Here is a 22,696-nt window from a genome sequence, read left to right as displayed (position 1 = left end):
TGGTGGAGGATGACGGGATCGAACCGACGACCCCCTGCTTGCAAAGCAGGTGCTCTCCCAGCTGAGCTAATCCCCCCTCGGATAACTTGGTGGGTCTGGTAGGACTTGAACCTACGACCCCCGCCTTATCAAGACGGTGCTCTAACCACCTGAGCTACAGACCCTTGGCTGTAACAGCAAACAAACCGATAAGTGTGAACGCTAGGCTTGAGACACAAGCCTCTGGAAAGGAGGTGATCCAGCCGCACCTTCCGATACGGCTACCTTGTTACGACTTCACCCCAGTCATGAACCCTGCCGTGTTTTGCTGCGGCCAGCGCTGCCAACTTCGCTGCGCCAACCTTGCGGTCGACCCCGCAACCCTTGCTGCGTCTGCTTTGCAGCGCTGCGTTGTGTGTTGCGAGGGGGCGAATATTAGGCCGGTTCCACGGACCTTGCAACATCTTTGTCACAGCGCTCAGCTAGGGGTTCGCGTGATTATGTCGTAACCCTTTGAGCAATAAAGGAAAACCTCAAGATGGCCAGCGCGGCGGCCCTTGAATACCCCCGCGCTGCCGTCAGGTATTCCCCTATCAAGTTTTCAGCGATGCTGGAAATTAGGGGCGCGCTTCTCTACGAAAGCGGCCATGCCTTCCTTCTGGTCTTCACTGGCAAAGGTGGAATGGAACAGCCGGCGCTCGAAGTGCACGCCTTCATTGAGCGTGGTCTCGTAAGCGGCGTTGACCGACTCCTTGATCATCATGACCACCGGCAGCGAGAACCCGGCGATGGTTTCGGCGGCGGCCAGCACTTCGTCCAGCAGCTTGTCGGCCGGCACCACGCGCGACACCAGGCCCGAGCGCTCGGCTTCGGCGGCGTCCATCATGCGCGAGGTCAGGCACAGGTCCATCGCCTTGGCCTTGGACACCGCGCGCGGCAGGCGCTGCGTGCCGCCGGCGCCGGGCATGGTGCCGAGCTTGACTTCCGGCTGGCCGAACTTGGCCGAGTCCGCCGCGATGATGATGTCGCACATCATCGCCAGTTCGCAGCCACCGCCCAGCGCGTACCCCGCCACGCCAGCAATCACCGGCTTACGGATCTTGCGGATGGTTTCCCAGTTGCGGGTGATGTAGTCGCCCTTGTAGACATCCATGAAGGAGTACTTGGCCATCATGCCGATATCGGCGCCGGCGGCGAAGGCGCGGTCGCTGCCGGTAATGACGATGGCGCCGATGCCCTCATCCTGGTCGAACGCCGTCAGCGCGGCACCCAGTTCATCCATCAGCGCGTCGTTGAGCGCGTTCAGCGCCTTTGGGCGGTTCAGCGTAACCAGACCAACGCGGCCGCGCGTCTCGACCAGGATGTTTTCGTACGGCATGTCTTCTCCTATGTATTGGCAATCAAATGGCAGCGTCCGCCACCGGCTGCGGGCTATTCTGCCACCTGTCGCGGCCTGGCGGCGCTGTTCCCTGTTCAGAGCATGTGCGCCAGGAATTCCCGGGTGCGTGCATGGGCGGGAGAGCCGAACACCTCGGCAGGCGCGCCTTCCTCGAGGATCCTGCCCTCGTCCATGAACACGACGTGGTTGGCCACTTCGCGCGCAAACCCCATTTCATGCGTGACGACGAGCATGGTCATATGCTCGTCCGCCAGTTGCCGCATGGTGCGCAGTACTTCCCCGGTCAGTTCCGGATCGAGCGCGGAGGTCGGCTCGTCGAACAGCATGATGTCGGGCTCCATCGCCAGCGCGCGCGCAATCGCCACGCGCTGCTTCTGCCCGCCGGACAGGCGCGCCGGATAGTTGTCCCGCTTGGCCAGCAGCCCGACCTTGCGCAACAGTTCCTCGGCCTTGGGCACCGCCGCGTCGCGCGACAGCCCCTTGACGGTCATCGGTGCCTCGATGATGTTCTGCAGCACCGTCATGTGCGGGAACAGGTTGAACGACTGGAACACCATACCCATCTTGCGGCAGATGCGGCGGACTTCCGCCTCCGGCACATACCTGGAGGCACCGTCGGGGCCAGCGGCCGCCAGCGCTTCGCCTTCGATGTCGATGGTGCCGCGGTCGATCACCTCGAGATGGTTCAGGCAGCGCAGCAAGGTGCTCTTGCCCGAGCCCGACGGCCCGATCACCGCGGTGACATCGCCCTTGCGCAGCGTCAGCGAGACGCCGCGCAGGACCTGCAGCGATCCGAACGACTTGAAGATGTCCCGCGCCGCGATCATGATGCCGGGCGCTTGGTCAGAGGTGGCGCCATTCGGGCTAGTCATCATGTTTGGCATAGCGTTTTTCGAGATTCTGGAAGAACCAGGTCAGAATCAGCGTCATCACCAGATAAAACAGCGCTGCGACCAGGAAAGGCGTGGTCGTGAAATCGCGCTGCACGATGCCGCGCGCGGTGCGCAGGATATCGTTGAGGGCGAGCACGTAGATCAGCGACGTGTCCTTGATCAGCGTGATGGTTTCATTGCTGACCGGCGGCAGGACGCGGCTGACCATCTGCGGCAGCACGACCCGGCGCATGGTCTGGAAGTACGTCATGCCCAGCGCCTTGCTGGCTTCATACTGGCCGCGGTCGACGGACTTGATCCCGGCGCGGAAGATTTCCGCGAAGTACGCGGCGTAGTTGAGCGCGAACGCCACCACCGCCGCGGGAAAATCGGGCAGCCTCACGCCGATGACCGGCACGAACGGCAGCGCGAAATAGATAAACAGCATCTGCAGCATCAGCGGCGTACCGCGCATCAGCCAGATGTAGCCATTGACCGCACCGCTCAGCAGCGGCCATGACGAGATGCGCGCGAGCGCCAGCGCCAGCCCCAGCGGCACCGACAGGGCGAGCGTGATGACGAACAGGGTGAGCGTAACTTTCGCACCCTGCGCCAATGGCCCCAGTAGAGATAAGACGTAATCCATGTTCGCGCGAACAGAAGGAGGAAGGATTCCAGGCAGCGGGCCGTCGCGCGGCCAGCGCCCGAGTCCGGCAGGAAGCCGGCACCCTGCCCGAACCGCGCAGGGCGCCGGCTGGCGCCTGGATTACTTGGTGATATCGGTGCCGAACCACTGGGTCGCGATGCGGGCGGCGGTGCCGTCCTGCTTCATCGATGCCAGGGTCTTGTCGAGCTTGCCGAGCAGATCGGCGTCATCCTTGCGGACGCCGACGCCGTACTCCTCGGTACCGAAGTTCTCTTCGAGCACGCGGTATTCGCCGGCACGCTTGCTGATCAGGTAGCGGCCCACCACTTCATCCACCACGATCGCGTCGAGGCGGCCGGCGGACAGGTCCATCAGTGCCGTCACGTTGTCGCCGAAGGTCTTGAGCTCCTTCAGGCTGGCGGAGACCTGGCCTTCCTTCTTGATGGCGTCCACCGCGCTGCTGCCGTCCTGCGCGCCGACGATGCGGCCGGCCAGGTCCGCCTTGGCCTTCACCGGCGAATTGGTGCCGACGATGACGATCTGGTGGTTGGTCATATAGGGCGCGGTGAAGCTGATGTTCTTCTTGCGCTCGTCGGTGATGGTCAGCCCGTTCCACAGCACGTCCACGCGCTTGCCGTTCAGTTCGGCTTCCTTGGCGCTCCAGTCGATCGGCTTGAATTCGACGGCCATGCCGAGACGGCGGCTGGCCTCTTTCGCCATATCGATATCGAAGCCGGCCAGCTCGTTATTGGTATCGCGGAAGCCCATGGGCGGGAAATTGTCATCCAGGCCGACGATGATCTTGCTGGCGGCGGCGCTGCCCGTGCCGGCGGCCGGTGCGGATTCGTTCTTGCCGCACGCGGCGAACAGCGCCACGGACGAGGCCAAAAGGAGTGCTGCGAACTTCTTCATAGGGAGATCCAGTGCGGAAATGAGGGAATCAGTGAAACAGTCTTGCGTGCCGGCGCGCAACGGGCACCAGCGATGCTGCAATTGTTGTTGGCAGCGCGATTATAGAGCGACACGGGATGCCGGCATTGCGGTCGCCATCCCGATTGCGGAACGCGATCGCGGGTTAGTACTAATAAGGCACCTCGGTCCGGCGCCCTTACGCTGAGCGAATAGCTCACGCATGCAGTATTTAGTGCTACCATTTGCCGACCGACTGGTCGGTTTATTTTAGCGGCGCCAGCCCCGCGCCGACCGCAAAGAACACCAGGCAGGAGACAAACATGCCCCCGATGTCCACGCCCGCTGGCCAGCCGGTCAGCCTCGATGCCGGCCCCATCCTGCTCCAATGGCAGGGGTCCGTCGCGGTAATCACGCTGAACCGCCCCGACAAGCTCAACAGCTTCACCCGCGAGATGCACAAGGCGCTGCAGCAGGCGCTCGACCATGTCGAGGCCGGCGGCGCGCGGGCGCTGCTGCTGACCGGCGCCGGGCGCGGCTTCTGCGCCGGTCAGGACCTGGCCGACCTGGATTTCACGCCCGGCCGGATGACCGACCTCGGCGAACTGATCGACACCTGGTTCAACCCGCTGATCCGCCGGCTGCAGGCGCTGCCATTGCCGGTGGTAGCCGCAGTCAACGGCACCGCCGCCGGCGCCGGCGCCAACCTGGCGCTGGCCTGCGACATGGTGCTGGCCGCGCGCTCGGCCAACTTTATCCAGGCCTTCGTCAAGATCGGGCTGGTGCCGGATTCCGGCGGCACCTGGCTGCTGCCCAAGCGCATCGGCATGGCGCGCGCGCTCGGGCTGGCGATGACCGGCGAGCGCCTGTCCGCCGAGGAAGCCGAGAAATGGGGCCTGATCTGGGAAGCCATGGACGATCCGCTGCTGCCCGAGCAGGCGCTGGCGCTGGCCACGCACCTGGCCGCGCAGCCGACCCGGGCGCTGGCCTCGATCAAGCGCGCCATGTACGCCAGCGCGACCGCCACCCTCGACACCCAGCTCGACCTGGAACGCGACCTGCAGCGTGAGCTCGGCCAGTCGGCGGACTATGCGGAAGGCGTCAATGCCTTCCTGGAAAAGCGCGCCGCCCGATTTACCGGCAAGTAAGCGCTTCAGGGCGCCTGCACGGCGCCACCCCGCCCCCCAAGGAGACCACGTTGCACAAGGACCCCCAGGCCCTCGCCGAAGCGGCCGCGGCCGCCATGTATGAAGCCGACACCTGCAGCCGCTGGCTCGGGATCACCGTTGAAGCGGTCCGCCCCGGCTATGCCCGGCTGACCATGCCGGTACGCAATGAATTCCTGAACGGCCACGGCATCTGCCACGGCGGCCTGATGTTCACGCTGGCCGATTCGACCTTCGCGTTCGCCTGCAACAGCCATAACATCAATACCGTGGCAGCCGGCTGCAGCATCGAGTTCCTCAAACCCGTGCACGGCGGCGACGTGCTGACCGCAGAGGGGATCGAGCAGACCCTGTCGGGCCGCCACGGCATCTACGACATCCGCGTGACCAACGCCGCCGGCGAGGTGGTGGCGTTGTTCCGCGGCAAGTCGGCGCATATCAAGGGCCATGTCGTGCCGCCGGATACCGTCGCCTGAACACCGCAGCCACCAAGATAACCGCCCCCCGTGCAGGAGACGACATGAGCACGCGCCTGACCGATCTGCCCCTGGACCCGATCGAGACCGCCAGCCGCGCCGAGCTGCAGGCCCTGCAGCTGGAGCGGCTGAAATGGTCGCTCCACCACGCCTACGCCAATTCGCCGGTGTACCGCCGCAAGTTCGACGAGGCCGGCGTCCATCCCGACCAGCTGCAATCGCTGGCCGACCTGGCGCGCTTTCCGTTCACCAGCAAGCAGGACCTGCGCGACAATTACCCGTTCGGCATGTTCGCCGTGCCGCAGGACCGCGTGGCGCGCGTGCATGCTTCGTCCGGCACCACCGGCAAGCCCACGGTGGTCGGCTACACGCTCCAGGACATTGATAACTGGGCGACGGTGATGGCGCGCTCGATCCGGGCCTCCGGCGCGCGCCGGGGCGACAAGGTACATATCAGCTATGGCTACGGCCTCTTCACCGGCGGGCTGGGCGCGCACTACGGCGTCGAGAAAGCCGGCCTGACGGCAATCCCGTTCGGCGGCGGCCAGACCGAGCGCCAGGTCCAGCTGATCCTGGACTTCAAGCCCGAGATCATCATGGTCACGCCCAGCTACATGCTGGCGATCGCCGACGAGTTCGAGCGCCAGGGCGTCGACCCGGCCACCAGCTCGCTGCGCGTGGGCATCTTCGGCGCCGAGCCGTGGACGCCCGAAATGCGGCTGGCGATCGAGAAGCGCATGGGCATTTCCGCGGTCGATATCTACGGGCTGTCCGAGGTGATGGGCCCGGGCGTGGCCAATGAATGCGCCGAAACCAAGGACGGCCCGACCATCTGGGAAGACCACTTCTACCCGGAAATCATCGACCCGAATACCGGCGAAGTGCTGCCCGATGGCGAATTCGGCGAGCTGGTCTTTACCTCGCTGACCAAGGAAGCGATGCCGGTGGTGCGCTACCGGACCCGCGACCTGACCCGCTTGCTGCCGGGTACGGCGCGGCCGGCCTTCCGCCGCATGGAAAAGGTCACCGGCCGGACCGACGACATGATGATCGTGCGCGGCGTCAACGTGTTCCCGTCACAGATCGAGGAACTGATCCTGAAGCAGGCCGAGCTGGCGCCGCACTACCAGTGCGTGCTGGGCAAGGACGGCCATATGGATACGTTGACGGTGCGTGTGGAATGCGCCCATGGCAGCGAGCTGGCGCGTGCGCAGTCTGCGCGCGAGCGGCTGGCGCACGAGATCAAGTCTTATATCGGGGTGACCGCCACCATCGAGGTGCTGCCGGAGGGAGGCATCGAGCGTTCGGTGGGGAAGGCGAAGCGGATCGTGGACCAGCGGCCGCGGTGATGGCCCAGGGCCATTAAGAATTCCGCCGCTTTGCTCCCCTCTCCCGCTTGCGGGAGAGCGGTTGGGGGAGAGGGGAGACAACATTCGCAGTATTAGCCTGATCGGCTGGCCTCAGCTACGCGGCATCAGCACCCACATCCGGCCGCCCTGCTTCATCCGCCCCGCCGTCTCGCCCGCCGCATCGCCGGCGCCCCAGAAGAAATCGGCGCGCACGCCGCCCTTGATGGCGCTGCCCGTATCCTGCGCAAACATCAGCCGCTGGATCGGTTCGGTCGACAGCGGGCGCGTGGTCGACAGGAACACCGGCACGCCCAGCGGAATGGTGGCGGGGTCCACCGCGATCGAGCGCTCGGCGGTCAGCGGCACGCCCAGCGCGCCCACCGGGCCGTCATTGTTCGGCGGCAGCTCGCGGAAGAACACGAAGCGAGGATTGACGTTCAGCATCTCGTCGACGCGCCCCGGGTTGGCCCGCGCCCACGCCTTGATGCCCTGCATGGTGGCCTGCGCCGGCGTGATCTCGCCGCGGTCCAGCAGCCATTTGCCGAACGAGCGGAACGGCTGGTCGTTGGTGCCGCCGAAGCCGACCCGCATCATGGTGCCGTCCGCCATGCGGATCCGGCCCGAGCCCTGGATCTGCAGGAAGGCGGCCTCGACCGCGTCATCCACCCACACCAGCTCGTTGCCGCGCATGGCCGGGTTCTGCAGCAGCTCGGCGCGGCCCGGCAGCGGGCGGTTGCCGAACTGCGCCGGCTTGCGGTAAAGCGGCACCTGGAAGCGCCCCTGCCGCGTGCGCGAGCCGTGCAGGATGGGCTCGTAGTAGCCGGTGATCAGCCCGCTGTCGGTGCCGTCGCCGTTGACCACGCGGAACGGCTGGAAGTTGGTCTCGAAATAGGCGCGCATGGCGTTGAGGTCACCGGCGTCGACCATCATGCCGGCGGCGCAGGCTCGGCTCCACTCGGCGCGCTTCTTCAGCGCCTGGCAGCTGGCCTGCAGCGCGGGCCAGGCTGCGCGCACGTCGTCCTGGGTCCAGCCGCCGATGTCGTTCCAGCTGGCGGCCTGCAGCTGGCCTTTCTGGGTCGACGAAGCGGGCGGCGTGCTGCCGGACGGGCCGGTCTCGATGCGCGGCGGCGGGCCGCTCATGCAGCCGGCCAGCAGCGCGCCGGCGCCGGCGAGCGCCAGCCAGGCGCGGGCACGGGCGCCAGCGCGCGCAGTGAAACCTGGGAGAGAAATCGAAAGCGAATCCGCGTATGCCATCTTGCTTGTTGTTCAGTGTCCCGCGCAGTGTCCCGCGACCGGTGCCGGCCCGGCAGGGATCGCACCGGGCAGTTGCCCTACAATCCCACCGTCATCTGTCATCTGTCATCGCCACCGCCGCATCCGCCATGAGCAAGTTCTTCGAAGCCCATCCCATGCTGCTGTTCGCCCTCGAGGCCGGCGTGGCGCTGTTCCTGCTGATCTTTATCGTGGTCTGGACCATGGGCACGGCCAAAAAGAACCCGCGCCCGACCCGCGCGCCCGACGACCACCCGTCGCGCCAGCCGCAGGAATCCACGCAGGGCCGGCAAACGCCGGCGCAGGAACAGGACAGCGCGAAGCGCCAGTAGGTTCCCGCTTCGAGGCTTCCCGGCTTCCGGCTGGGCGCGCGCTCAGTGCAGCATGCGCGGCAGCACCAGCGCGAATTCGGGGATCGGCACCTCGAAACGGTGGCCGTCCTCGGCCACGCAGAAGTATTCGCCCTTCATCGACCCGACCGGCGTCGAGATGGTGGCCCAGCTGGTGTATTCGAAATGCTCGCCCGGCTTCAGCAGCGGCTGGTGGCCCACCACGCCCAGGCCGGCGACTTCCTGCGTGCCGTTGTCGCTGTCGGTGATGATCCAGTGGCGCGAGATCAGCTGCGCCGCCACCTCGCCAGTGTTGTGGATGGTGATGGTGTAGGCGAAGGCATGGCGCCCGCGCTCGGGATCGGACTGGTCCGGCAGGTACTGGGTGCGCACCGACACGGAGAAGGCGTATTCGCTCATCTTGGGCAGGGCCGGCGGCAGCATCGGCCGGCAGGGGAATGGGGTAGCCGCATTGTGCGGGATGGCCGCGGGACGGGCAAGGGTGCCGGCCGGACGCGATCGCACCGGGCGGGCGTAGAATATCGGTCTTTCAACGCCTTGCCGCCGCCCGCCGTGCGCCCCGGCCGCCCCTGCTGCGGCGGCGCCTTCGGCCCGCCGCAGCGGCGATAACAGCATTCCCTGCATTCACCGCCCGCCAAAATGACCCAACCCACCTTCCGCATCGCCCCCTCCATCCTGTCCGCCGATTTCGCCCGCCTGGGCGAGGAAGTCCGCCGCGTGACCGAGGCCGGCGCCGACTGGATCCACTTCGACGTGATGGACAACCATTACGTGCCCAACCTGACCGTGGGCCCGCTGGTGTGCGAGGCGATCCGTCCCCACGTGACCGCCCCCATCGACGTGCACCTGATGGTGCGCCCGGTAGACCGGATCATCCCGGACTTTGCCAAGGCCGGCGCCAATATCATCACCTTCCACCCGGAAGCCAGCGAGCACGTCGACCGCTCGCTCGCGCTGATCCGCGATAACGGCTGCCAGGCCGGCCTGGTGTTCAACCCCGCCACCCCGCTGCACCACCTGGACCACGTGATGGACCGCCTGGACGTGATCCTGCTGATGTCGGTCAACCCCGGCTTCGGCGGCCAGTCGTTCATCCCCGAGACGCTGAACAAGCTGCGCGCGGTGCGCCAGCGTATCGACGCATACACTGCCCGCACCGGCCGCACCATCCTGCTGGAAGTGGACGGCGGCGTGAAGGTCGACAATATCGCCGAGATCGCCGCGGCCGGCGCAGACACGTTCGTGGCGGGCTCGGCCGTGTTCGGCAAGCCCGACGGCGACGGCGGCTACCGCGGCATCATCTCGGCGCTGCGCGGCGAACTGGCGAAGGTTGGCCGATGACTGCGGGCGTGGCACTGCGCCGCACCGACTGGAGCGGCATCGAAGGGGTGATCGTCGACCTGGACGGCACCATGGTCGATACGGCGGGCGACTTCCACGCCTCGATCAACGCCATGCTGCTGGCGCTGGGCCGCCAGCACCCCAACCTGGGGCCGGTGGCGCCGATGTCCGAGCAGGAAATCGTCAGCTACGTCGGCAAGGGCTCGGAAAACCTGATCCGGCGCGTGCTCGACGCGCGCTTCTCGCCGCTGCACGCCAACAGCCTCTTTGCCGATGCCTACGCGCTGTACGACCGCGAGTACATCCGCATCAACGGCCAGTTCTCGCAGGTCTACCCGGGCGTTCGCGAAGGCCTGGCGGCAATGAAGACAGCCGGCCTGAGGCTGGCCTGCGTGACCAACAAGCCCTTCGGCTTCACCGAGCCGCTGCTGGCCAAGACCGGGCTGGCGGCATATTTCGAGCTGGTCTACGGCGGCGATGCGTTCCAGCTGCGCAAACCCGACCCGTTCCCGCTGCTCAAGGTGGCGGAAGTGTTCCGGCTGGATCCGTCGGCGATGGCGGCCCTTGGTGACTCGGAAAACGACGCCCAGGCGGCCCGAGCGGCGGGCATGGGCGTGCTGCTGGTGCCCTATGGCTACAACCATGGCAATCCTGTACAAGCCGTCGAGGCCGATGGTATAGTCGACACCATTGCCCACGCCGCAGCGCTGTTTGCGGCACACCGGGCAGGTCATCGATAGGGTCGCTCTCAACAAGGTCGATCATCAGGTCGATCGCGACTGAAATCCCTGAACATTCAATGTTTCTCAACCGCAAACGCATCTCTTCTGGCAGTGATCGGCAGGCTTGGCCCTGGCGTCGCTGGCGCGCCTTCCAACAGGCGTAAAGTGCGTTCGCGAGTCTGCTGACGCGCCCTCTACCCGAGGGCGTCGTGACAACCGGCTGAGGGTCCAACCCCGTGCCGGGCATCCCACCCAAACCCGCCAAAAGCCAGCGCAGCGGAAATTCTCTGCTACGTTTAGCTCAAGAACGCGCCGCACGCCCTTCCCCGGCCGTGTGCAGTCTTGTCCGCAACTTGCCTGCACCACGGCCCGCCAAACGGGGCGGGTATCCATTCGCTCCAGCCTGATTGCCGAAATGCGGCGCCGCGCCCAACCTCATCGCGCAGCGACGCCGCACAAGAGGACCGCAAGAGGACCGACATGACCGAACTGGAATTCAAATCGCTGGCCGACCAGGGCTACAACCGCATCCCGCTGATCGCCGAGGCCTTTGCCGACCTGGAAACGCCGCTGTCGCTGTACCTGAAGCTGGCCCAGTCGCAGACGCGCGGGGTCAACACCTTCCTGCTGGAGTCGGTGGTCGGCGGCGAGCGCTTCGGGCGCTATTCCTTCATCGGCCTGCATGCGCGCACGCTGCTGCGCGCCTTCGGCAACCGCACCGAGGTGGTGACCGACGGCAAGGTGGTGGAAACGCACGAAGGCAATCCGCTCGACTTCATCGCCGAGTTTGAAGGCCGCTTCAAGGTCGCGCTGCGCCCGGGCCTGCCCCGCTTCTGCGGCGGCCTGGCCGGCTACTTCGGCTACGACGCGGTGCGCTATATCGAGAAGAAACTCGCCAGCACGCAGAAGCCCGACGACCTGAACCTGCCCGATATCCAGCTGCTGCTGTGCGAAGAGCTGGCCGTGATCGACAACCTGTCGGGCAAGCTCTACCTGATCGTCTACGCCGACCCGACCACGCCCGAAGCCTATCCCCGCGCCCGCCAGCGCCTGCGCGAGCTGCGCATGAAGCTGCGCCAGCCGGTGGACGTGCCGGTAACCAGCCCGTCGGTGCAGACCGAGGTCTACCGCGAATTCGCCAAGGCGGACTACCTGAACGCCGTGCACAAGGCCAAGGAATACATCATGGCCGGCGACATGATGCAGGTGCAGATCGGCCAGCGGCTGATGAAGCCCTACCGCGACTCGCCGCTGTCGCTGTACCGCGCTCTGCGTTCGCTGAACCCGTCGCCGTACATGTATTTCTACAACTTCGGCGACTTCCAGGTGGTGGGCGCGTCGCCGGAAATCCTGGTGCGCCAGGAGGAACGCAAGGTCGGCACCAATGGCGACAACGGCGGCGACACCCGCAGCGAACACATCGTCACCATCCGCCCGCTGGCCGGTACCCGTCCGCGCGGCAATACGCCGGAAAAGGACGCCCAGCTTGCCACCGAGCTGCTCAACGATCCCAAGGAAATCGCCGAGCACGTGATGCTGATCGACCTGGCGCGCAACGATATCGGCCGCATCGCCCAGACCGGCTCGGTCAAGGTCACCGACAAGATGGTGATCGAGAAGTACTCGCACGTGCAGCATATCGTCAGCTCGGTCGAAGGCACGCTGCGCGAAGGCATGAGCAACCTCGACGTGCTGCGCGCGACCTTTCCCGCTGGCACGCTGTCGGGCGCGCCCAAGGTGCATGCGATGGAAATCATCGACGAGCTGGAGCCGCGCAAGCGCGGCATCTACGGCGGCGCGGTGGGCTACCTCTCGTTCGGCGGCGAGATGGACCTGGCCATTGCCATCCGCACCGGCATCATCAAGGACGGCAATCTCTACGTGCAGGCCGCCGCCGGCATCGTTGCCGATTCGGACCCCGAGGCCGAATGGAGGGAAACCGAAGCCAAGGCGCGCGCCGTGATCCGCGCCGCCGAGCAGGTCCAGGATGGCCTGGACTCCGATATCTGAGAGAACAGGAGACAGACGCCATGCTGCTGATGATCGACAACTACGATTCGTTCACCTACAACCTGGTCCAATACTTTGGCGAACTGGGGGTGGAGGTGCACACCTACCGCAACGACGAGATCACCATCGAAGAGATCGAGGCGATGAAGCCCGACCATATCTGCGTCTCGCCCGGCCCGTGCAGCCCCAAGGAAGCCGGTATCTCGGTGGCGGCGCTGCAGCATTTTGCCGGCAAGGTGCCGATGCTGGGCGTGTGCCTGGGCCACCAGGCTATCGGCGAGGCGTTCGGCGGCAAGGTGATCCGCGCCAAGCAGGTGATGCACGGCAAGGTCAGCACCATCGAGACCACGCAGCAAGGCGTGTTCAGCGGCCTGCCCAAGCACTTCGACGTGACGCGCTATCATTCACTGGCAATCGAGCGCGAGACCCTGCCCGATTGCCTGGAGATCACCGCCTGGACCCCGGACGGCGAAATCATGGGCGTGCGCCACAAGGCGCTCGCCATCGAAGGCGTGCAGTTCCATCCCGAGTCGATCCTGTCCGAGCATGGCCATGCGATGCTGGCCAACTTCGTCAAGGCGCCGCGATGAGACTGCTCGACGCCGCGCCTTCCAGCACCCAACACGCCATCCAGACTGTCAACGAGAACGCCATGATCACGCCGCAAGAAGCCCTGACGCGCTGCATCGAGCACCGCGAAATCTTCCATGACGAGATGCTGCACCTGATGCGGCAGATCATGCAGGCGCAGATCTCGCCGGTGATGGCCGCCGCGATCCTGACCGGCCTGCGCGTGAAGAAGGAAACCATCGGCGAGATCTCCGCCGCCGCGCAGGTGATGCGCGAGTTCGCCAACAAGGTGCCGGTGAAAGACCGCGAGAATTTCGTCGATATCGTCGGCACCGGCGGCGATGGCTCGCATACGTTCAATATCTCGACTGCTTCGATGTTCGTCGCCGCCGCGGCGGGTGCGAAGATCGCCAAGCACGGCAACCGTGGCGTCAGCTCCAAGTCGGGCAGCGCCGACGTGCTGGAGGCGCTCGGCGTCAACATCATGCTCACGCCCGAGCAGGTCGGCCAGTGCATCGAGCAGACCGGCATCGGCTTCATGTTCGCCCCTACGCACCATCCGGCGATGAAGAACGTCGCGCCGATACGCAAGGAAATGGGCGTGCGCACCATCTTCAATATCCTGGGCCCGCTGACCAACCCGGCCGATGCGCCCAATATCCTGATGGGCGTGTTCCACCCCGACCTGGTCGGCATCCAGGTGCGCGTGATGCAGCGCCTGGGCGCAAAGCACGCGATTGTCGTCTACGGCAAGGATGGCATGGACGAGGTGTCGCTCGGTGCCGCCACGCTGGTCGGCGAGCTGAAGGACGGCGAGGTGCGCGAGTACGAGATCCACCCGGAAGACTTCGGCCTGTCGATGGTCTCCAACCGCGGCCTGAAGGTGGCCGATGCGGGGGAATCGAAGGAGATGTTGCTGGAAGCGCTGTCCGACGTGCCCGGCACGCCGCGCGAGATCGTGTCGCTGAACGCCGGCACCGCGCTGTACGCCGCCAATGTGGCCGACTCGATCGAGGACGGCATCCGCCGCGCGCGCGAGGCCATCGCCAGCGGCGCTGCGCGCGAGAAGCTCGACCAGTTCGTGCGCGCCACGCAGCAATTCAAATAAGAGGCGCTGATATGTCAGATATCCTGGACAAAATCCTGGCCGTGAAGGCCGATGAAGTGGCCGCCGCGCGCAAGAAGCGCGACCTGCCCAGCCTGCGCGCCGAGGCCGAGAGCCTGCGCACCGAGCCCGGCCTGGCACCGCGCGGTTTCGAGCGCGCGCTGCGCGAAAAGATCGCGGCTGGCCATGCCGGCGTGATCGCGGAGGTGAAGAAGGCCTCGCCGTCCAAGGGCGTGTTGCGCGAGAACTTCGTGCCCGAAGCCATCGCCGAGAGCTATGCCACCCACGGCGCAGCCTGCCTGTCGGTGCTGACCGACGTGAATTTCTTCCAGGGCCATGCCGATTACCTGAAGCGCGCGCGCGGCGCGTGCCCGCTGCCTGCGCTGCGCAAGGACTTCATGGTCGACCTGTACCAGGTCTACGAGGCCCGCACCTGGGGCGCCGACTGCATCCTGCTGATCGTCGCCGCGCTGGACCATGGCCTGATGGCCGAGCTGGAAGCCTGTGCGCTGGAACTCGGCATGGACGTGCTCGTGGAAGTGCACGGCGACGATGAACTCGACGCCGCGCTGCGGCTGAAGACGCCGCTGCTGGGCGTGAATAACCGCAACCTGCGCACGTTCGAGGTGTCGCTGGACAATACGCTGGGCCTGCTGCCGCATATTTCGGCTGACAAGCTGGTGGTGACCGAATCGGGCATCCTCGGCCAGGCGGATGTGAAGCGCATGCGCGATGCCAATGTGCATGCGTTCCTGGTGGGCGAGGCGTTCATGCGGGCGCCGGATCCGGGGGTGGAGCTGGCGCGGTTGTTTGGCTGAGGGTAAAGACCTACCGCTTGTTTGCTCCCCTCTCCCGCAAGCGGGAGAGAGGACCGGCTGGTGGTGATTGGGAAGCCATCGCCATTGCCCACCGTTAAATCCTCGCCATGCCCCAGGAAATCGAACTCAAACTCGCCGTCCCCGATGCCGCCCTCGCCCCGCTGGCCGCCTGGCTCGACGCCAACGGCCAGCCGCAGGGCGAAGCGACCCTGCTCAACGTCTACCTCGACACGCCCGAACACGACCTGGCCCAGGCCCGCGCCGCGCTGCGCCTGCGCCGCAAGGGCGCGCAATGGCTGCAGACGCTGAAGACCGCCGGCAGCAGCCAGGCAGGCTTGGCCACGCGCCATGAATGGGAAACCGGAATCGCCGGGGAGGCCATCGAGCTGCAGACCTTCCCCGCTGAAGCGCAATCCGTGCTCGCGCCACTGGTCAGCAAGCTGGCACCGGTGTTCCGTACCGACTTCATCCGCCGCACCTGGATCGTCACGCAGGACGGCGCGCGTATCGAGGCTGCCCTCGACACCGGCACCATTACCGCGCCGGCCAGCGCCGCGCAGGAACGCATCCAGGAACTCGAACTGGAATGGCTCGACGGCGACGCCGCGCACGCGGCCGATGCCCTGCGCGCCTTCGCCGCACGGCTTGGCGCCGTGGCCACGCTGGCGCCTTCCGATCTCAGCAAAGCCGCGCGCGGCTACCGCCTCGCGGGAATCGCCGAAGGCAAGGCGTCATAATCGCGGTTTTTCCCGCCAGGCATTCCTTACGCATGCAAGCCGATCTCTTCGCCGCCGAAGCGCCCTGTGCCCCCGGCGAGCCCTCCCCCGCCGCCAGCCTGCAGGCCCAGGCCGATGCCCTCCCCGCCGCGTGGCGCGCGCTGCTGGCGCCCTGCATCACCGTGCCGGCATGGCAGGAGCTGGCCGCCTTTGTCGATGGTGAACGCGCCGCCGGCAAACCGGTGTTCCCGCACCACGTCTTCCACGCGCTGCACCTGACGCCGCCGGATGCGGTCAAGGTGGTGATCCTGGGCCAGGATCCATACCACGGCACCGGCACCGTCGGCGGCGTGGAGCTGCCGCAGGCGCACGGCCTGGCCTTCTCAGTGCAGGAAGGCATCAAGGTGCCGCCCAGCCTGCGCAACATCTTCAAGGAAATCGCCGCCGAGTTCGGCGTGGATAGCACCCCGCCGCGCACCTCGGGCAACCTGGAAGGCTGGGCACGCCAGGGCGTGCTGCTGCTCAACACCGTGCTGACGGTCGAGCAGGGCCAGGCCGCCAGCCACGCGCGCCGCGGCTGGGAAGCGGTCACGGACTGCCTGATCCACGCGCTGGCGGCAAGCCGCCCGAACCTGGTGTTCATGCTGTGGGGCAGCCACGCCCAGGCGAAGAAACCGTTGCTCGGCGACGGCCACCGCGTGCTCGAAGCGCCGCATCCTTCGCCGCTGTCGGCGCATCGCGGCTTTCTCGGCTGCGGCCACTTCCGCGAAGCCAACCGCTGGCTCGAAGCGCACGGCCGCACGCCGGTCGACTGGACCGCGGCCTGATCGACTAGATCGTCGGCCGGAACTCGAAGCCGGCGAACTCCCCTTCCCCGCGCCCGACCTCGACAAACGTCACTTGCGCCGCCGGCGGGCCCGTTTCCATCCACGCCTGCAGCGCTTCCAGCTGCTTGACGGTGCCGTGCGCCATCACCTCGACGGTGCCGTCGACCCGGTTGCGCACCCAGCCGCCCAGCCCGAGTTCATCCGCGGCGTCGGCGCAGGCGGCGCGATAGCCGACGCCCTGCACGCGCCCATGCGCGACCAGGCGCCAGGTTGCCTTCTTCATGGCCGTTTCCCCGTGAGCGCACGCCAGGCGTGCGCGTTCTGTGATCGACACCAAGTAAACTAGACCGCCATGCCGGGCGTTACAAAGGGATGCGCGCCGCCCGGGTGAAGCCGGCTGCATGCGCCAGTAAGTCCGATCATCCTGGCCGTGATCCTGATGATCGCGTTCGCTGCACAGCAGATGAATGCCCCGTTCCACCCCGACCAGCAGCTGGCGGTGCACCTGGACGTGGCCTACCCTGCCCTACTACCTGATGCGCACCAGCATCCGCATGCTGGCGGCACTGGCGGCGTCGCTGCTGTTCTCGCTGGCGTTCGCGGCACTGGCGTCCAAGAGCCGCACCGCCGAGAAGGTGCTGGTGCCGGCGCTGGGGGGCGGTATGGGGAGATCTTTGAGTACAGCTATAACAGCGGGATGCTGACGTTGCCTGAGGATGAGATGCCGGAGGGGCACGGCCTTTAACGCCGCGACAGATTTTCTCCCCTCCCGCAAGCGGGAGAGGGGAGAAAACCCATCGGGACTCGAACGCGTGATTAAGAACGCGCCCGCATCGCCCGCCCGATCGCCCCGGTACGCAGCGCGATCTTGGCCGCGTCCTCGCGCAGCGCGCGCAGCCGGCGCTCCAGCACTGCGTTGGCGGGACGGCCAGTGGAGCTGGACGTCGGCCCAGCCTGCTCGCTAGACTCGCCCAGAGCGGCAGCCTGTACCAGCGTATCGGTGCGGCGCTTGTCCGCCGAGTCCGCCAGCCGCGCGCGGCGCTCGGCCGCCGCATCCTCCTCGGCTTCAGCGACATCGGCCACGACCGGCCCTGCCGCTACCGCCAGCGGCGCCTGCGCTTCGGCCAACACAGGCGCGCGTTCGCGGCGGATAAAGCCCGCGCCGCGCCCGCCGCCACGCTCGTCGGCATGCAGCCGCTCGCTGGCCAGTTGCAGGCTGTTGCGCGCCGCTTCGGTAGCCTGCTCGATGGCCGCCTCGGCCGCGGGAATATCCAGCTCATCGTAGTGCTGCCGCACCTGGATCCGCGCCGCCGCCACGTGCGCCGCCACCAGGTAGTTCTGCACGATAAAGCGGTTCAGGTTGTCGACCGCGCGATGCCGGCTCCTGGGCTCGTCCAGCATGCGCTGGAACGAAGAGATCAGCGCCGACAGGTTGTCCATGAACTGCTTGCGCTGCACGCGATAGGCAAAGTCGTCCTTGGCCCGGCGCAGCAGCAGGTCGCGCGTTGCGGCGATATAGCGGCGGTTGGCCTGCAGCACGTTCTCCACCAGCTTGGGGATGGCGCGGTATTCCCAGCTCGGCAGCACGAAGCTGAACAACGAGGCGATGATGCCGCCGATCACCGTATCGACCAGCCGCTCACCCGCCACCGTCGGGCTGCCCGGCATCAGCAGGTTGATCTGGATGAGCACCTGGATGCAGGCCGCGATCGCGGTGTAGCGGTACTTGATGGTCACGAACGCGGCGCTGGCCACCAGCGCCAGAAACAGCACGCCCAGCAGTATCAGCGGCTCGTCCACCACCTTCAGGATCCCCACCGCCACCACGCAGCCGATCAGCGTGCCGATCACGCGGTCGTTGTAGCGCTGCTTGGTCATGCTGAAGTTCGGCTTCAGGATGACGATGATGGTCAGCAGGATCCAGTAGCTGTGCGAGGCGTACGGCAGGTGGTTGGTGATCCACAGCCCCAGCGCCACCGCCATCGACATGCGCAGCGCAAAGCGGAACGCCGGCGAGCGCCAGTGCAGGTTTTCGCGCAGCACGCCCAGCTCGTACTTCTGGCGCGTCAGGAACGGCGTCATGTCGCTGCCCGGCAGCACCTTGGCCGGCTCCACCGGCGTGCGCGAGGCCTCGTGCAGCTGCCCGATCAGCGTGATCGCGCCGCGGATCATGTCCAGCGTCTCGGCCAGCGCCGTCATCGCCGCGGGCTTGATGTGGTGGTGGCGCAGCTGCGCGATCTCGGCCTCGACCGCGCGCAGGCCTTCGCGGTATTCCACCGTCGCGTAAGAGCCGCGCCCGCGCGTGACCTCGTAGGCGATCTCTTCCACGTCCTTGCACATCAGCACCACCAGCCCGCGCAGGTGGTCCAGCACCGGCGTGCCGCCGAAGGTCTGGCGCAGCAGCGGGTAGTCGGTGTTGGTGGACAGCACGTACTCGTACAGGTCGAGCATGCGCAGGTGCACCTGCACCAGCAGCCCGTCATGCGGCGTGCGGTTGCCGCGCAGCACCAGGTCGCGCGCGGCCTGCTGGCGCTCGGCCACCACGATCTGCTGGCGCACCAGCTGGTTGAACTGGGCATCGTAGTCATTGCCGGCGTCGTAGAAGCCGGCCTTGATCTCGAGGTAGCCGGCCAGCTCGTACAGCGACTCGGCCAGTACCTGTTGCCTGGTGCGCCGCTCGGTCAGCCAGCTCACCAGCATCGCGTAGCCGAGGTAGGCCACCGCGCCGGCGCTGAACTGCGCCGCATGGACCAGCGCGCGCTCGACCACGAAGTCCTCGTTGATCGTGAGCGTCATCACGAACAGCGCGGCGAATTGCAGCGGCAAGGTCTTGTTGCCGTACACCGTCATCATGGCGGCGAGGAACGTCACCAGCACCAGCACGAACGGCATCACCCGCGGGAACGGCGTGGTCAGCGCCACCACCAGCGTCACCGCGCTGCACAGCAGCACGCTCGCCAGCATCTCGTTGAATTTGTGGTTCAGCGGGCTGGGCAGGTCCATCAGGCTGGTGCACAGCGCGCCCATCGACACCACCATCGCGGTGGGCAGGTCGGAGAAATGCAGCGCGATCAGCGTGGCGCCGATCACCCCGGTGGCCGAGCGCAGCCCCCGGTATACGTAGTGCGAATACAGGAAGGTGCGGGGGTCGTGCGCGTATTGCATACGGCGATGCGGCCGGGGCGGTGGCTGGGTTGTGGGGGATCGCTGCGCTACGTCACTGGCCCAGCCAGCGCGAGCGCGCCGCATGCCGGCCGTCCGCCAGCTTGACCTTGAACTGCGCCGCGGGCTCGCGCGCCAGCGTGACCGGCAGCACCTGCAGCTCGTCGCGGCGGAAGGCGTGCAGGTCGATGCGGTCGCCGGTGCGGTAGCGTCCCAGCAGCTTGTCGACCTGGCCGGGCGCCACGCGCAGGCCGTCGATGGCCACCAGCAGGTCGCCGGCCGACAGGCCCGCGGCCTGCGCCGCGCCGCCGTCCAGCACCTGCGTGACGCGTACCCAGCCGTCGTCAGTCTTGACCTTGATGCCCAGCGCCGCGGTGCGCGACGGCTTCTGCGCCTCGGCCTTGACGCCGAAGTCCCTGAACAGCGCCGCCAGCGGCAGTTCGCCGGTGCCTTCGGTCAGCGAGCGCAGCAGGCTGCCCAGCTTCAGGCCGGTCACATCGTCGAACAGCGCATACACCTCCGGCTCGGTCACGCCGCGCTGCATCGCGCCGGGCGCATAGAAGCCGCGCCCGTAGCGGCGCCACAGCGCGCGCATGACGTCGTCGAGCGAGCGCCGTCCGCGCGACTTGGCGCGGATGGTCAGGTCCAGCGCCAGCGCCACCAGCGACCCCTTGGTGTAGTAGCTGACGATGGCGTTGGGCGCGTTCTCGTCCTGGCGGTAGTACTTGGTCCAGGCATCGAACGAGCTTTCGGCCACGCTCTGCTTGGTGCGGCCGTTGCCGCGCAGCACGCCGTTCCAGGTCTTGCCCAGCATCTCGACGTACTGCGCCTCGGTCACGCAGCCCGAGCGCACCAGCACCAGGTCGTCGTAGTAGCTGGTGAAGCCCTCGAACAGCCACAGCAGCGGCGTGTAGGCTTCGTCGGCCAGCCGGTACGGCACGAACGCGGCGGGCTTGATGCGCTTGACGTTCCAGGTGTGGAAATACTCGTGGCTGCACAGGCCCAGGAAGGTGCGATAGCCCTCGCTGGTGTCGCTGTCGCCGCGCACCGGCAGGTCATTGCGCGCGCACATCAGCGCGGTGCTGGCGCGGTGCTCGAGGCCGCCGTAGCCGTCGGTGGTGACCATCGTCATGAAGACGTAGCGGCGGTTGCTGTCCAGGAACGGCGCCTCGGCGCTGCGGGGTTCGAACAGGCGGATCTGGTTTTCGCAGATGCGCTTGAGGTCGCGGCACACGCGCTCGAGGTCGAGGTTGGGCACGCGGCCGGTGAAGACCACGTCGTGCTGCGCGCCACAGGCACGGAAGCTGGCGAGCTGGAAGTTGCCCATCTCGACAGGGTGGTCGACCAGTTCGTCGTAGTCGGCAACCTGGTAGCGGCCGAAGCCGTAGCGCTTCGCGCCGTCGCGGCCCGGCGCTTCCGGCATCGCGGTGGCGACACGCCAGCCGCGGTAGGCCTCGCCTTCGGGCGCGTGGATATCGACGGTGCATGGCCGCTCGGCCTGGCCTTCGACGCACAGGAACACCGAGCTGCCGTTGAAGAAGCCATGGGTGGCGTCCAGGTGCGCGGCGCGCACCGACAGGTCCCAGGCATAGACTTCGTAGCTCAGCATCAGCGGGCCGTCCGACAGGCTCACCGGCGCGGCCTGCCAGCTCTGCTTGTCGAGCTTGGTCAGCGGGACTTCGCGGCCGCCGGCATCGGCACGGATGCGCACGATATGGCGGGCGAAGTCGCGGATCATGTAGCTGCCCGGGATCCACGCGGGCAGCGTGAAGCGCTGGCCGGCGGGATCGGGCTCGCTCACCGTGACGGTGACGGCAAACAGGTGCGCCTCAGGCGCAAGCGGGGCGATGGCGTAGCGGATCGGCGTCATGGGCAGGATTGTAACGTCGGCGCACCGCTGGCCTCGCCGACGCTGGTGAAGCAGCCGGTCGCCGCTCAGGCACGATTGACGTCGACCACCACGCGGCCGCGCATGCCGCCTTCCACGATCCTGCGGCCGGCGTCGATCGCCTCGGCCAGCCCGATCTCGCGCGTGATCGCGTTCAGGCGATCCGGCTCCAGGTCGCTCGCCAGCCGCTGCCACGCGCGCTCGCGCAGCGGCATGGCCGCCATCACGCTGTCGATGCCGTGCAGCGTAACGCCGCGCAGGATGAACGGCGCCACCGATGCCGGGAAGTCCATCCCCTGCGCCAGCCCGCACGCCGTCACCACGCCGCCGTAGCGCACCTGCGCGCACGCGTTGACCAGGGTATGCGAGCCGACCGAATCCACCACCGCGGCCCAGCGCTCCTTCTGCAGCGGCTTGCCGGGCGCGCCAAGCTCGGCGCGGTCGATGACATCGGCAGCGCCCAGCGCCTTCAGGAAGTCGGCTTCATTGGTCTTGCCGGTCGACGCCACCACCTTGTAGCTCAGCTTGCTCAGCACCGCGATCGCGACCGAGCCCACGCCGCCGGAAGCGCCGGTCACCAGCACCTCGCCATCGCCGGGCTGCACCGGGCCGTTGACGCCGCCGCGCTCCAGCGCCAGCACCGACAGCATCGCGGTATAGCCGGCGGTGCCGATCGCCATGGCCTGGCGCGTGGTGAAGGCATCGGGCAGGCGCACCAGCCAGTCACCCTTCAGCCGCGCGCGCTGCGCCAGGCAGCCCCAGTGGGTCTCGCCCACGCCGTAGCCGTTCAGCACCACCTTGTCGCCGGCCTGCCAGCGCGCGCTGGACGATTCCAGCACCGTGCCGGCGCCGTCGATGCCCGCCACCATCGGCCACTTGCGCACCACCGGCGAGCGGCCCGTGATCGCCAGGCCGTCCTTGAAGTTGATGGTGGAGTAGTCCACGGCGACCAGCACGTCGCCATCGGCGGGCAACTGCGCTTCGTCTAGCGTGGCCAGATTGGCCTGGGTGGCGCCGTCGGCCTGGGTCAGCAGCAATGCCTGGAACGTCATGGTGTCTCCTAGTCGCCTGGCGGCGATCGCTTGGGAATGAGGGGAATGCGGAAAGCAGAACGGCCGG

22 protein-coding genes, 2 tRNA genes and 1 pseudogene are annotated in these 22,696 nt (G+C 67.0%); 13 read left to right on the top strand and 12 right to left on the bottom strand.

Going from position 1 to position 22,696, the window contains the following annotated elements:
- The 6 genes from ACAD63_RS02235 to ACAD63_RS02210 all read right to left on the bottom strand — a co-directional run bounded on the left by ACAD63_RS02235 (position 1) and on the right by ACAD63_RS02210 (position 3,808).
- Positions 1–76, bottom strand: a tRNA-Ala gene (locus ACAD63_RS02235).
- Positions 77–87: 11 nt separating this feature from the next.
- A tRNA-Ile gene (locus tag ACAD63_RS02230) sits at positions 88–164 on the bottom strand.
- 416 nt (positions 165–580) lie between these two features.
- Positions 581–1,357: an enoyl-CoA hydratase gene (locus ACAD63_RS02225; protein ID WP_133093532.1), complete on the bottom strand. Its 777-nt coding sequence runs from the start codon at positions 1,355–1,357 to the stop codon at positions 581–583.
- A gap of 95 nt (positions 1,358–1,452) precedes the next feature.
- Entirely contained in the window at positions 1,453–2,205 is a 753-nt protein-coding gene (locus ACAD63_RS02220; protein ID WP_135706316.1) for an amino acid ABC transporter ATP-binding protein, read from the bottom strand.
- Between the two features lie 37 nt (positions 2,206–2,242).
- Positions 2,243–2,896 (bottom strand): amino acid ABC transporter permease, encoded by a 654-nt coding sequence (locus ACAD63_RS02215; RefSeq protein ID WP_029048313.1) that lies wholly within the window; start codon positions 2,894–2,896, stop codon positions 2,243–2,245.
- Between the two features lie 120 nt (positions 2,897–3,016).
- Positions 3,017–3,808, bottom strand: coding sequence for an amino acid ABC transporter substrate-binding protein (locus ACAD63_RS02210; protein ID WP_135705988.1), 792 nt, complete (start codon positions 3,806–3,808; stop codon positions 3,017–3,019).
- 320 nt (positions 3,809–4,128) lie between these two features.
- On the opposite strand from ACAD63_RS02210, the gene paaG reads away from it, so the two are divergent.
- The 3 genes from paaG to paaK are packed head-to-tail and all read left to right on the top strand — an operon-like array spanning position 4,129 to position 6,796.
- Positions 4,129–4,953, top strand: a complete 825-nt coding sequence (paaG, locus tag ACAD63_RS02205) for a 2-(1,2-epoxy-1,2-dihydrophenyl)acetyl-CoA isomerase PaaG (RefSeq protein ID WP_434033371.1) — start codon at positions 4,129–4,131, stop codon at positions 4,951–4,953.
- Between the two features lie 50 nt (positions 4,954–5,003).
- On the top strand, positions 5,004–5,447 hold the full coding sequence (gene paaI / locus ACAD63_RS02200; RefSeq protein ID WP_133093529.1) for a hydroxyphenylacetyl-CoA thioesterase PaaI: 444 nt from the start codon (positions 5,004–5,006) through the stop codon (positions 5,445–5,447).
- Between the two features lie 44 nt (positions 5,448–5,491).
- Positions 5,492–6,796, top strand: coding sequence for a phenylacetate--CoA ligase PaaK (paaK, locus tag ACAD63_RS02195; RefSeq protein ID WP_135705989.1), 1,305 nt, complete (start codon positions 5,492–5,494; stop codon positions 6,794–6,796).
- 111 nt (positions 6,797–6,907) lie between these two features.
- On the opposite strand, the gene mltA is transcribed toward paaK, so the two are convergent.
- On the bottom strand, positions 6,908–8,050 hold the full coding sequence (gene mltA, locus ACAD63_RS02190; protein WP_195431006.1) for a murein transglycosylase A: 1,143 nt from the start codon (positions 8,048–8,050) through the stop codon (positions 6,908–6,910).
- Positions 8,051–8,178: 128 nt separating this feature from the next.
- Between mltA and ACAD63_RS02185 the strand changes: the two genes are divergently transcribed.
- A complete protein-coding gene (locus ACAD63_RS02185; protein WP_133093526.1) occupies positions 8,179–8,400 on the top strand; it encodes a hypothetical protein in 222 nt (73 codons plus the stop codon).
- Between the two features lie 42 nt (positions 8,401–8,442).
- Here ACAD63_RS02185 and apaG read toward each other — a convergent pair whose 3' ends face one another.
- On the bottom strand, positions 8,443–8,817 hold the full coding sequence (gene apaG, locus ACAD63_RS02180; protein ID WP_012353991.1) for a Co2+/Mg2+ efflux protein ApaG: 375 nt from the start codon (positions 8,815–8,817) through the stop codon (positions 8,443–8,445).
- Between the two features lie 240 nt (positions 8,818–9,057).
- Here apaG and rpe point away from each other — a divergent pair, with 240 nt between their 5' ends.
- The 8 genes from rpe (at position 9,058) to ACAD63_RS02140 (ending at position 16,527) form a co-directional block, all read left to right on the top strand.
- Complete coding sequence (gene rpe, locus ACAD63_RS02175; protein ID WP_133093525.1) at positions 9,058–9,759, top strand: ribulose-phosphate 3-epimerase; 702 nt, start codon at positions 9,058–9,060, stop codon at positions 9,757–9,759.
- Positions 9,756–10,499, top strand: coding sequence for a phosphoglycolate phosphatase (gph, locus tag ACAD63_RS02170; protein ID WP_135705991.1), 744 nt, complete (start codon positions 9,756–9,758; stop codon positions 10,497–10,499). The genes rpe and gph overlap by 4 nt, the downstream gene beginning before the upstream one ends.
- A gap of 462 nt (positions 10,500–10,961) precedes the next feature.
- A complete protein-coding gene (trpE, locus tag ACAD63_RS02165; RefSeq protein WP_133093523.1) occupies positions 10,962–12,491 on the top strand; it encodes an anthranilate synthase component I in 1,530 nt (509 codons plus the stop codon).
- Positions 12,492–12,511: 20 nt separating this feature from the next.
- Positions 12,512–13,081: an aminodeoxychorismate/anthranilate synthase component II gene (locus ACAD63_RS02160; RefSeq protein ID WP_133093522.1), complete on the top strand. Its 570-nt coding sequence runs from the start codon at positions 12,512–12,514 to the stop codon at positions 13,079–13,081.
- A gap of 62 nt (positions 13,082–13,143) precedes the next feature.
- Positions 13,144–14,169, top strand: a complete 1,026-nt coding sequence (gene trpD, locus ACAD63_RS02155; protein ID WP_133093544.1) for an anthranilate phosphoribosyltransferase — start codon at positions 13,144–13,146, stop codon at positions 14,167–14,169.
- 11 nt (positions 14,170–14,180) lie between these two features.
- Positions 14,181–14,984, top strand: coding sequence for an indole-3-glycerol phosphate synthase TrpC (gene trpC / locus ACAD63_RS02150; protein WP_133093521.1), 804 nt, complete (start codon positions 14,181–14,183; stop codon positions 14,982–14,984).
- A 107-nt stretch (positions 14,985–15,091) separates the two neighbouring features.
- Entirely contained in the window at positions 15,092–15,721 is a 630-nt protein-coding gene (locus ACAD63_RS02145) for a CYTH domain-containing protein (protein WP_133093520.1), read from the top strand.
- 32 nt (positions 15,722–15,753) lie between these two features.
- The gene (locus ACAD63_RS02140; RefSeq protein WP_135705993.1) at positions 15,754–16,527 is read left to right on the top strand and encodes a uracil-DNA glycosylase; all 774 of its coding nucleotides are present in this window, start codon (positions 15,754–15,756) and stop codon (positions 16,525–16,527) included.
- Between the two features lie 4 nt (positions 16,528–16,531).
- Here the strand turns inward: ACAD63_RS02140 and ACAD63_RS02135 are convergent, their stop codons facing one another.
- Positions 16,532–16,810, bottom strand: coding sequence for an acylphosphatase (locus ACAD63_RS02135; protein WP_029048328.1), 279 nt, complete (start codon positions 16,808–16,810; stop codon positions 16,532–16,534).
- Between the two features lie 129 nt (positions 16,811–16,939).
- Here ACAD63_RS02135 and ACAD63_RS02130 point away from each other — a divergent pair.
- A pseudogene (locus ACAD63_RS02130) lies at positions 16,940–17,180 on the top strand (sulfonate ABC transporter permease); the annotation flags it as partial.
- A 163-nt stretch (positions 17,181–17,343) separates the two neighbouring features.
- Here the strand turns inward: ACAD63_RS02130 and ACAD63_RS02125 are convergent.
- The 3 genes from ACAD63_RS02125 to acuI all read right to left on the bottom strand — a co-directional run bounded on the left by ACAD63_RS02125 (position 17,344) and on the right by acuI (position 22,629).
- Positions 17,344–19,692, bottom strand: coding sequence for an FUSC family protein (locus ACAD63_RS02125; protein WP_434033370.1), 2,349 nt, complete (start codon positions 19,690–19,692; stop codon positions 17,344–17,346).
- Positions 19,693–19,744: 52 nt separating this feature from the next.
- Positions 19,745–21,559 carry a M61 family metallopeptidase gene (locus ACAD63_RS02120; protein ID WP_195431010.1) on the bottom strand — a complete coding sequence of 605 codons (1,815 nt, stop codon included), beginning with the start codon at positions 21,557–21,559 and terminating at the stop codon, positions 19,745–19,747.
- A 65-nt stretch (positions 21,560–21,624) separates the two neighbouring features.
- Positions 21,625–22,629 (bottom strand): acrylyl-CoA reductase (NADPH), encoded by a 1,005-nt coding sequence (gene acuI, locus ACAD63_RS02115; protein WP_434033369.1) that lies wholly within the window; start codon positions 22,627–22,629, stop codon positions 21,625–21,627.
- Between the last annotated feature and the right edge of the window lie 67 nt (positions 22,630–22,696).

The organism is Cupriavidus sp. a3 (assembly GCF_051015765.1).
In the GTDB taxonomy this organism is placed as follows: Bacteria; Pseudomonadota; Gammaproteobacteria; order Burkholderiales; family Burkholderiaceae; genus Cupriavidus; species Cupriavidus oxalaticus_A.
Note: the sequence above shows the minus strand (reverse complement) of the source record. Positions and strands in the feature narration are given on the sequence as shown.

Excerpts from the sequence above, each read along its gene's own strand:
- paaG (WP_434033371.1), top strand. The coding sequence starts at position 4,129 with ATGCCCCCGATGTCCACGCCCGCTGGCCAGCCGGTCAGCCTCGATGCC.
- ACAD63_RS02135 (WP_029048328.1), bottom strand. The coding sequence starts at position 16,810 with ATGAAGAAGGCAACCTGGCGCCTGGTCGCGCATGGGCGCGTGCAGGGC.
- ACAD63_RS02185 (WP_133093526.1), top strand. The coding sequence starts at position 8,179 with ATGAGCAAGTTCTTCGAAGCCCATCCCATGCTGCTGTTCGCCCTCGAG.
- paaK (WP_135705989.1), top strand. The coding sequence starts at position 5,492 with ATGAGCACGCGCCTGACCGATCTGCCCCTGGACCCGATCGAGACCGCC.
- trpD (WP_133093544.1), top strand. The coding sequence starts at position 13,144 with ATGATCACGCCGCAAGAAGCCCTGACGCGCTGCATCGAGCACCGCGAA.
- mltA (WP_195431006.1), bottom strand. The coding sequence starts at position 8,050 with ATGGCATACGCGGATTCGCTTTCGATTTCTCTCCCAGGTTTCACTGCG.
- ACAD63_RS02145 (WP_133093520.1), top strand. The coding sequence starts at position 15,092 with ATGCCCCAGGAAATCGAACTCAAACTCGCCGTCCCCGATGCCGCCCTC.
- ACAD63_RS02160 (WP_133093522.1), top strand. The coding sequence starts at position 12,512 with ATGCTGCTGATGATCGACAACTACGATTCGTTCACCTACAACCTGGTC.
- ACAD63_RS02225 (WP_133093532.1), bottom strand. The coding sequence starts at position 1,357 with ATGCCGTACGAAAACATCCTGGTCGAGACGCGCGGCCGCGTTGGTCTG.
- ACAD63_RS02210 (WP_135705988.1), bottom strand. The coding sequence starts at position 3,808 with ATGAAGAAGTTCGCAGCACTCCTTTTGGCCTCGTCCGTGGCGCTGTTC.
- ACAD63_RS02220 (WP_135706316.1), bottom strand. The coding sequence starts at position 2,205 with ATGATCGCGGCGCGGGACATCTTCAAGTCGTTCGGATCGCTGCAGGTC.
- gph (WP_135705991.1), top strand. The coding sequence starts at position 9,756 with ATGACTGCGGGCGTGGCACTGCGCCGCACCGACTGGAGCGGCATCGAA.
- trpC (WP_133093521.1), top strand. The coding sequence starts at position 14,181 with ATGTCAGATATCCTGGACAAAATCCTGGCCGTGAAGGCCGATGAAGTG.
- rpe (WP_133093525.1), top strand. The coding sequence starts at position 9,058 with ATGACCCAACCCACCTTCCGCATCGCCCCCTCCATCCTGTCCGCCGAT.
- acuI (WP_434033369.1), bottom strand. The coding sequence starts at position 22,629 with ATGACGTTCCAGGCATTGCTGCTGACCCAGGCCGACGGCGCCACCCAG.
- trpE (WP_133093523.1), top strand. The coding sequence starts at position 10,962 with ATGACCGAACTGGAATTCAAATCGCTGGCCGACCAGGGCTACAACCGC.
- ACAD63_RS02140 (WP_135705993.1), top strand. The coding sequence starts at position 15,754 with ATGCAAGCCGATCTCTTCGCCGCCGAAGCGCCCTGTGCCCCCGGCGAG.
- ACAD63_RS02120 (WP_195431010.1), bottom strand. The coding sequence starts at position 21,559 with ATGACGCCGATCCGCTACGCCATCGCCCCGCTTGCGCCTGAGGCGCAC.
- apaG (WP_012353991.1), bottom strand. The coding sequence starts at position 8,817 with ATGAGCGAATACGCCTTCTCCGTGTCGGTGCGCACCCAGTACCTGCCG.
- ACAD63_RS02125 (WP_434033370.1), bottom strand. The coding sequence starts at position 19,692 with ATGCAATACGCGCACGACCCCCGCACCTTCCTGTATTCGCACTACGTA.
- ACAD63_RS02215 (WP_029048313.1), bottom strand. The coding sequence starts at position 2,896 with ATGGATTACGTCTTATCTCTACTGGGGCCATTGGCGCAGGGTGCGAAA.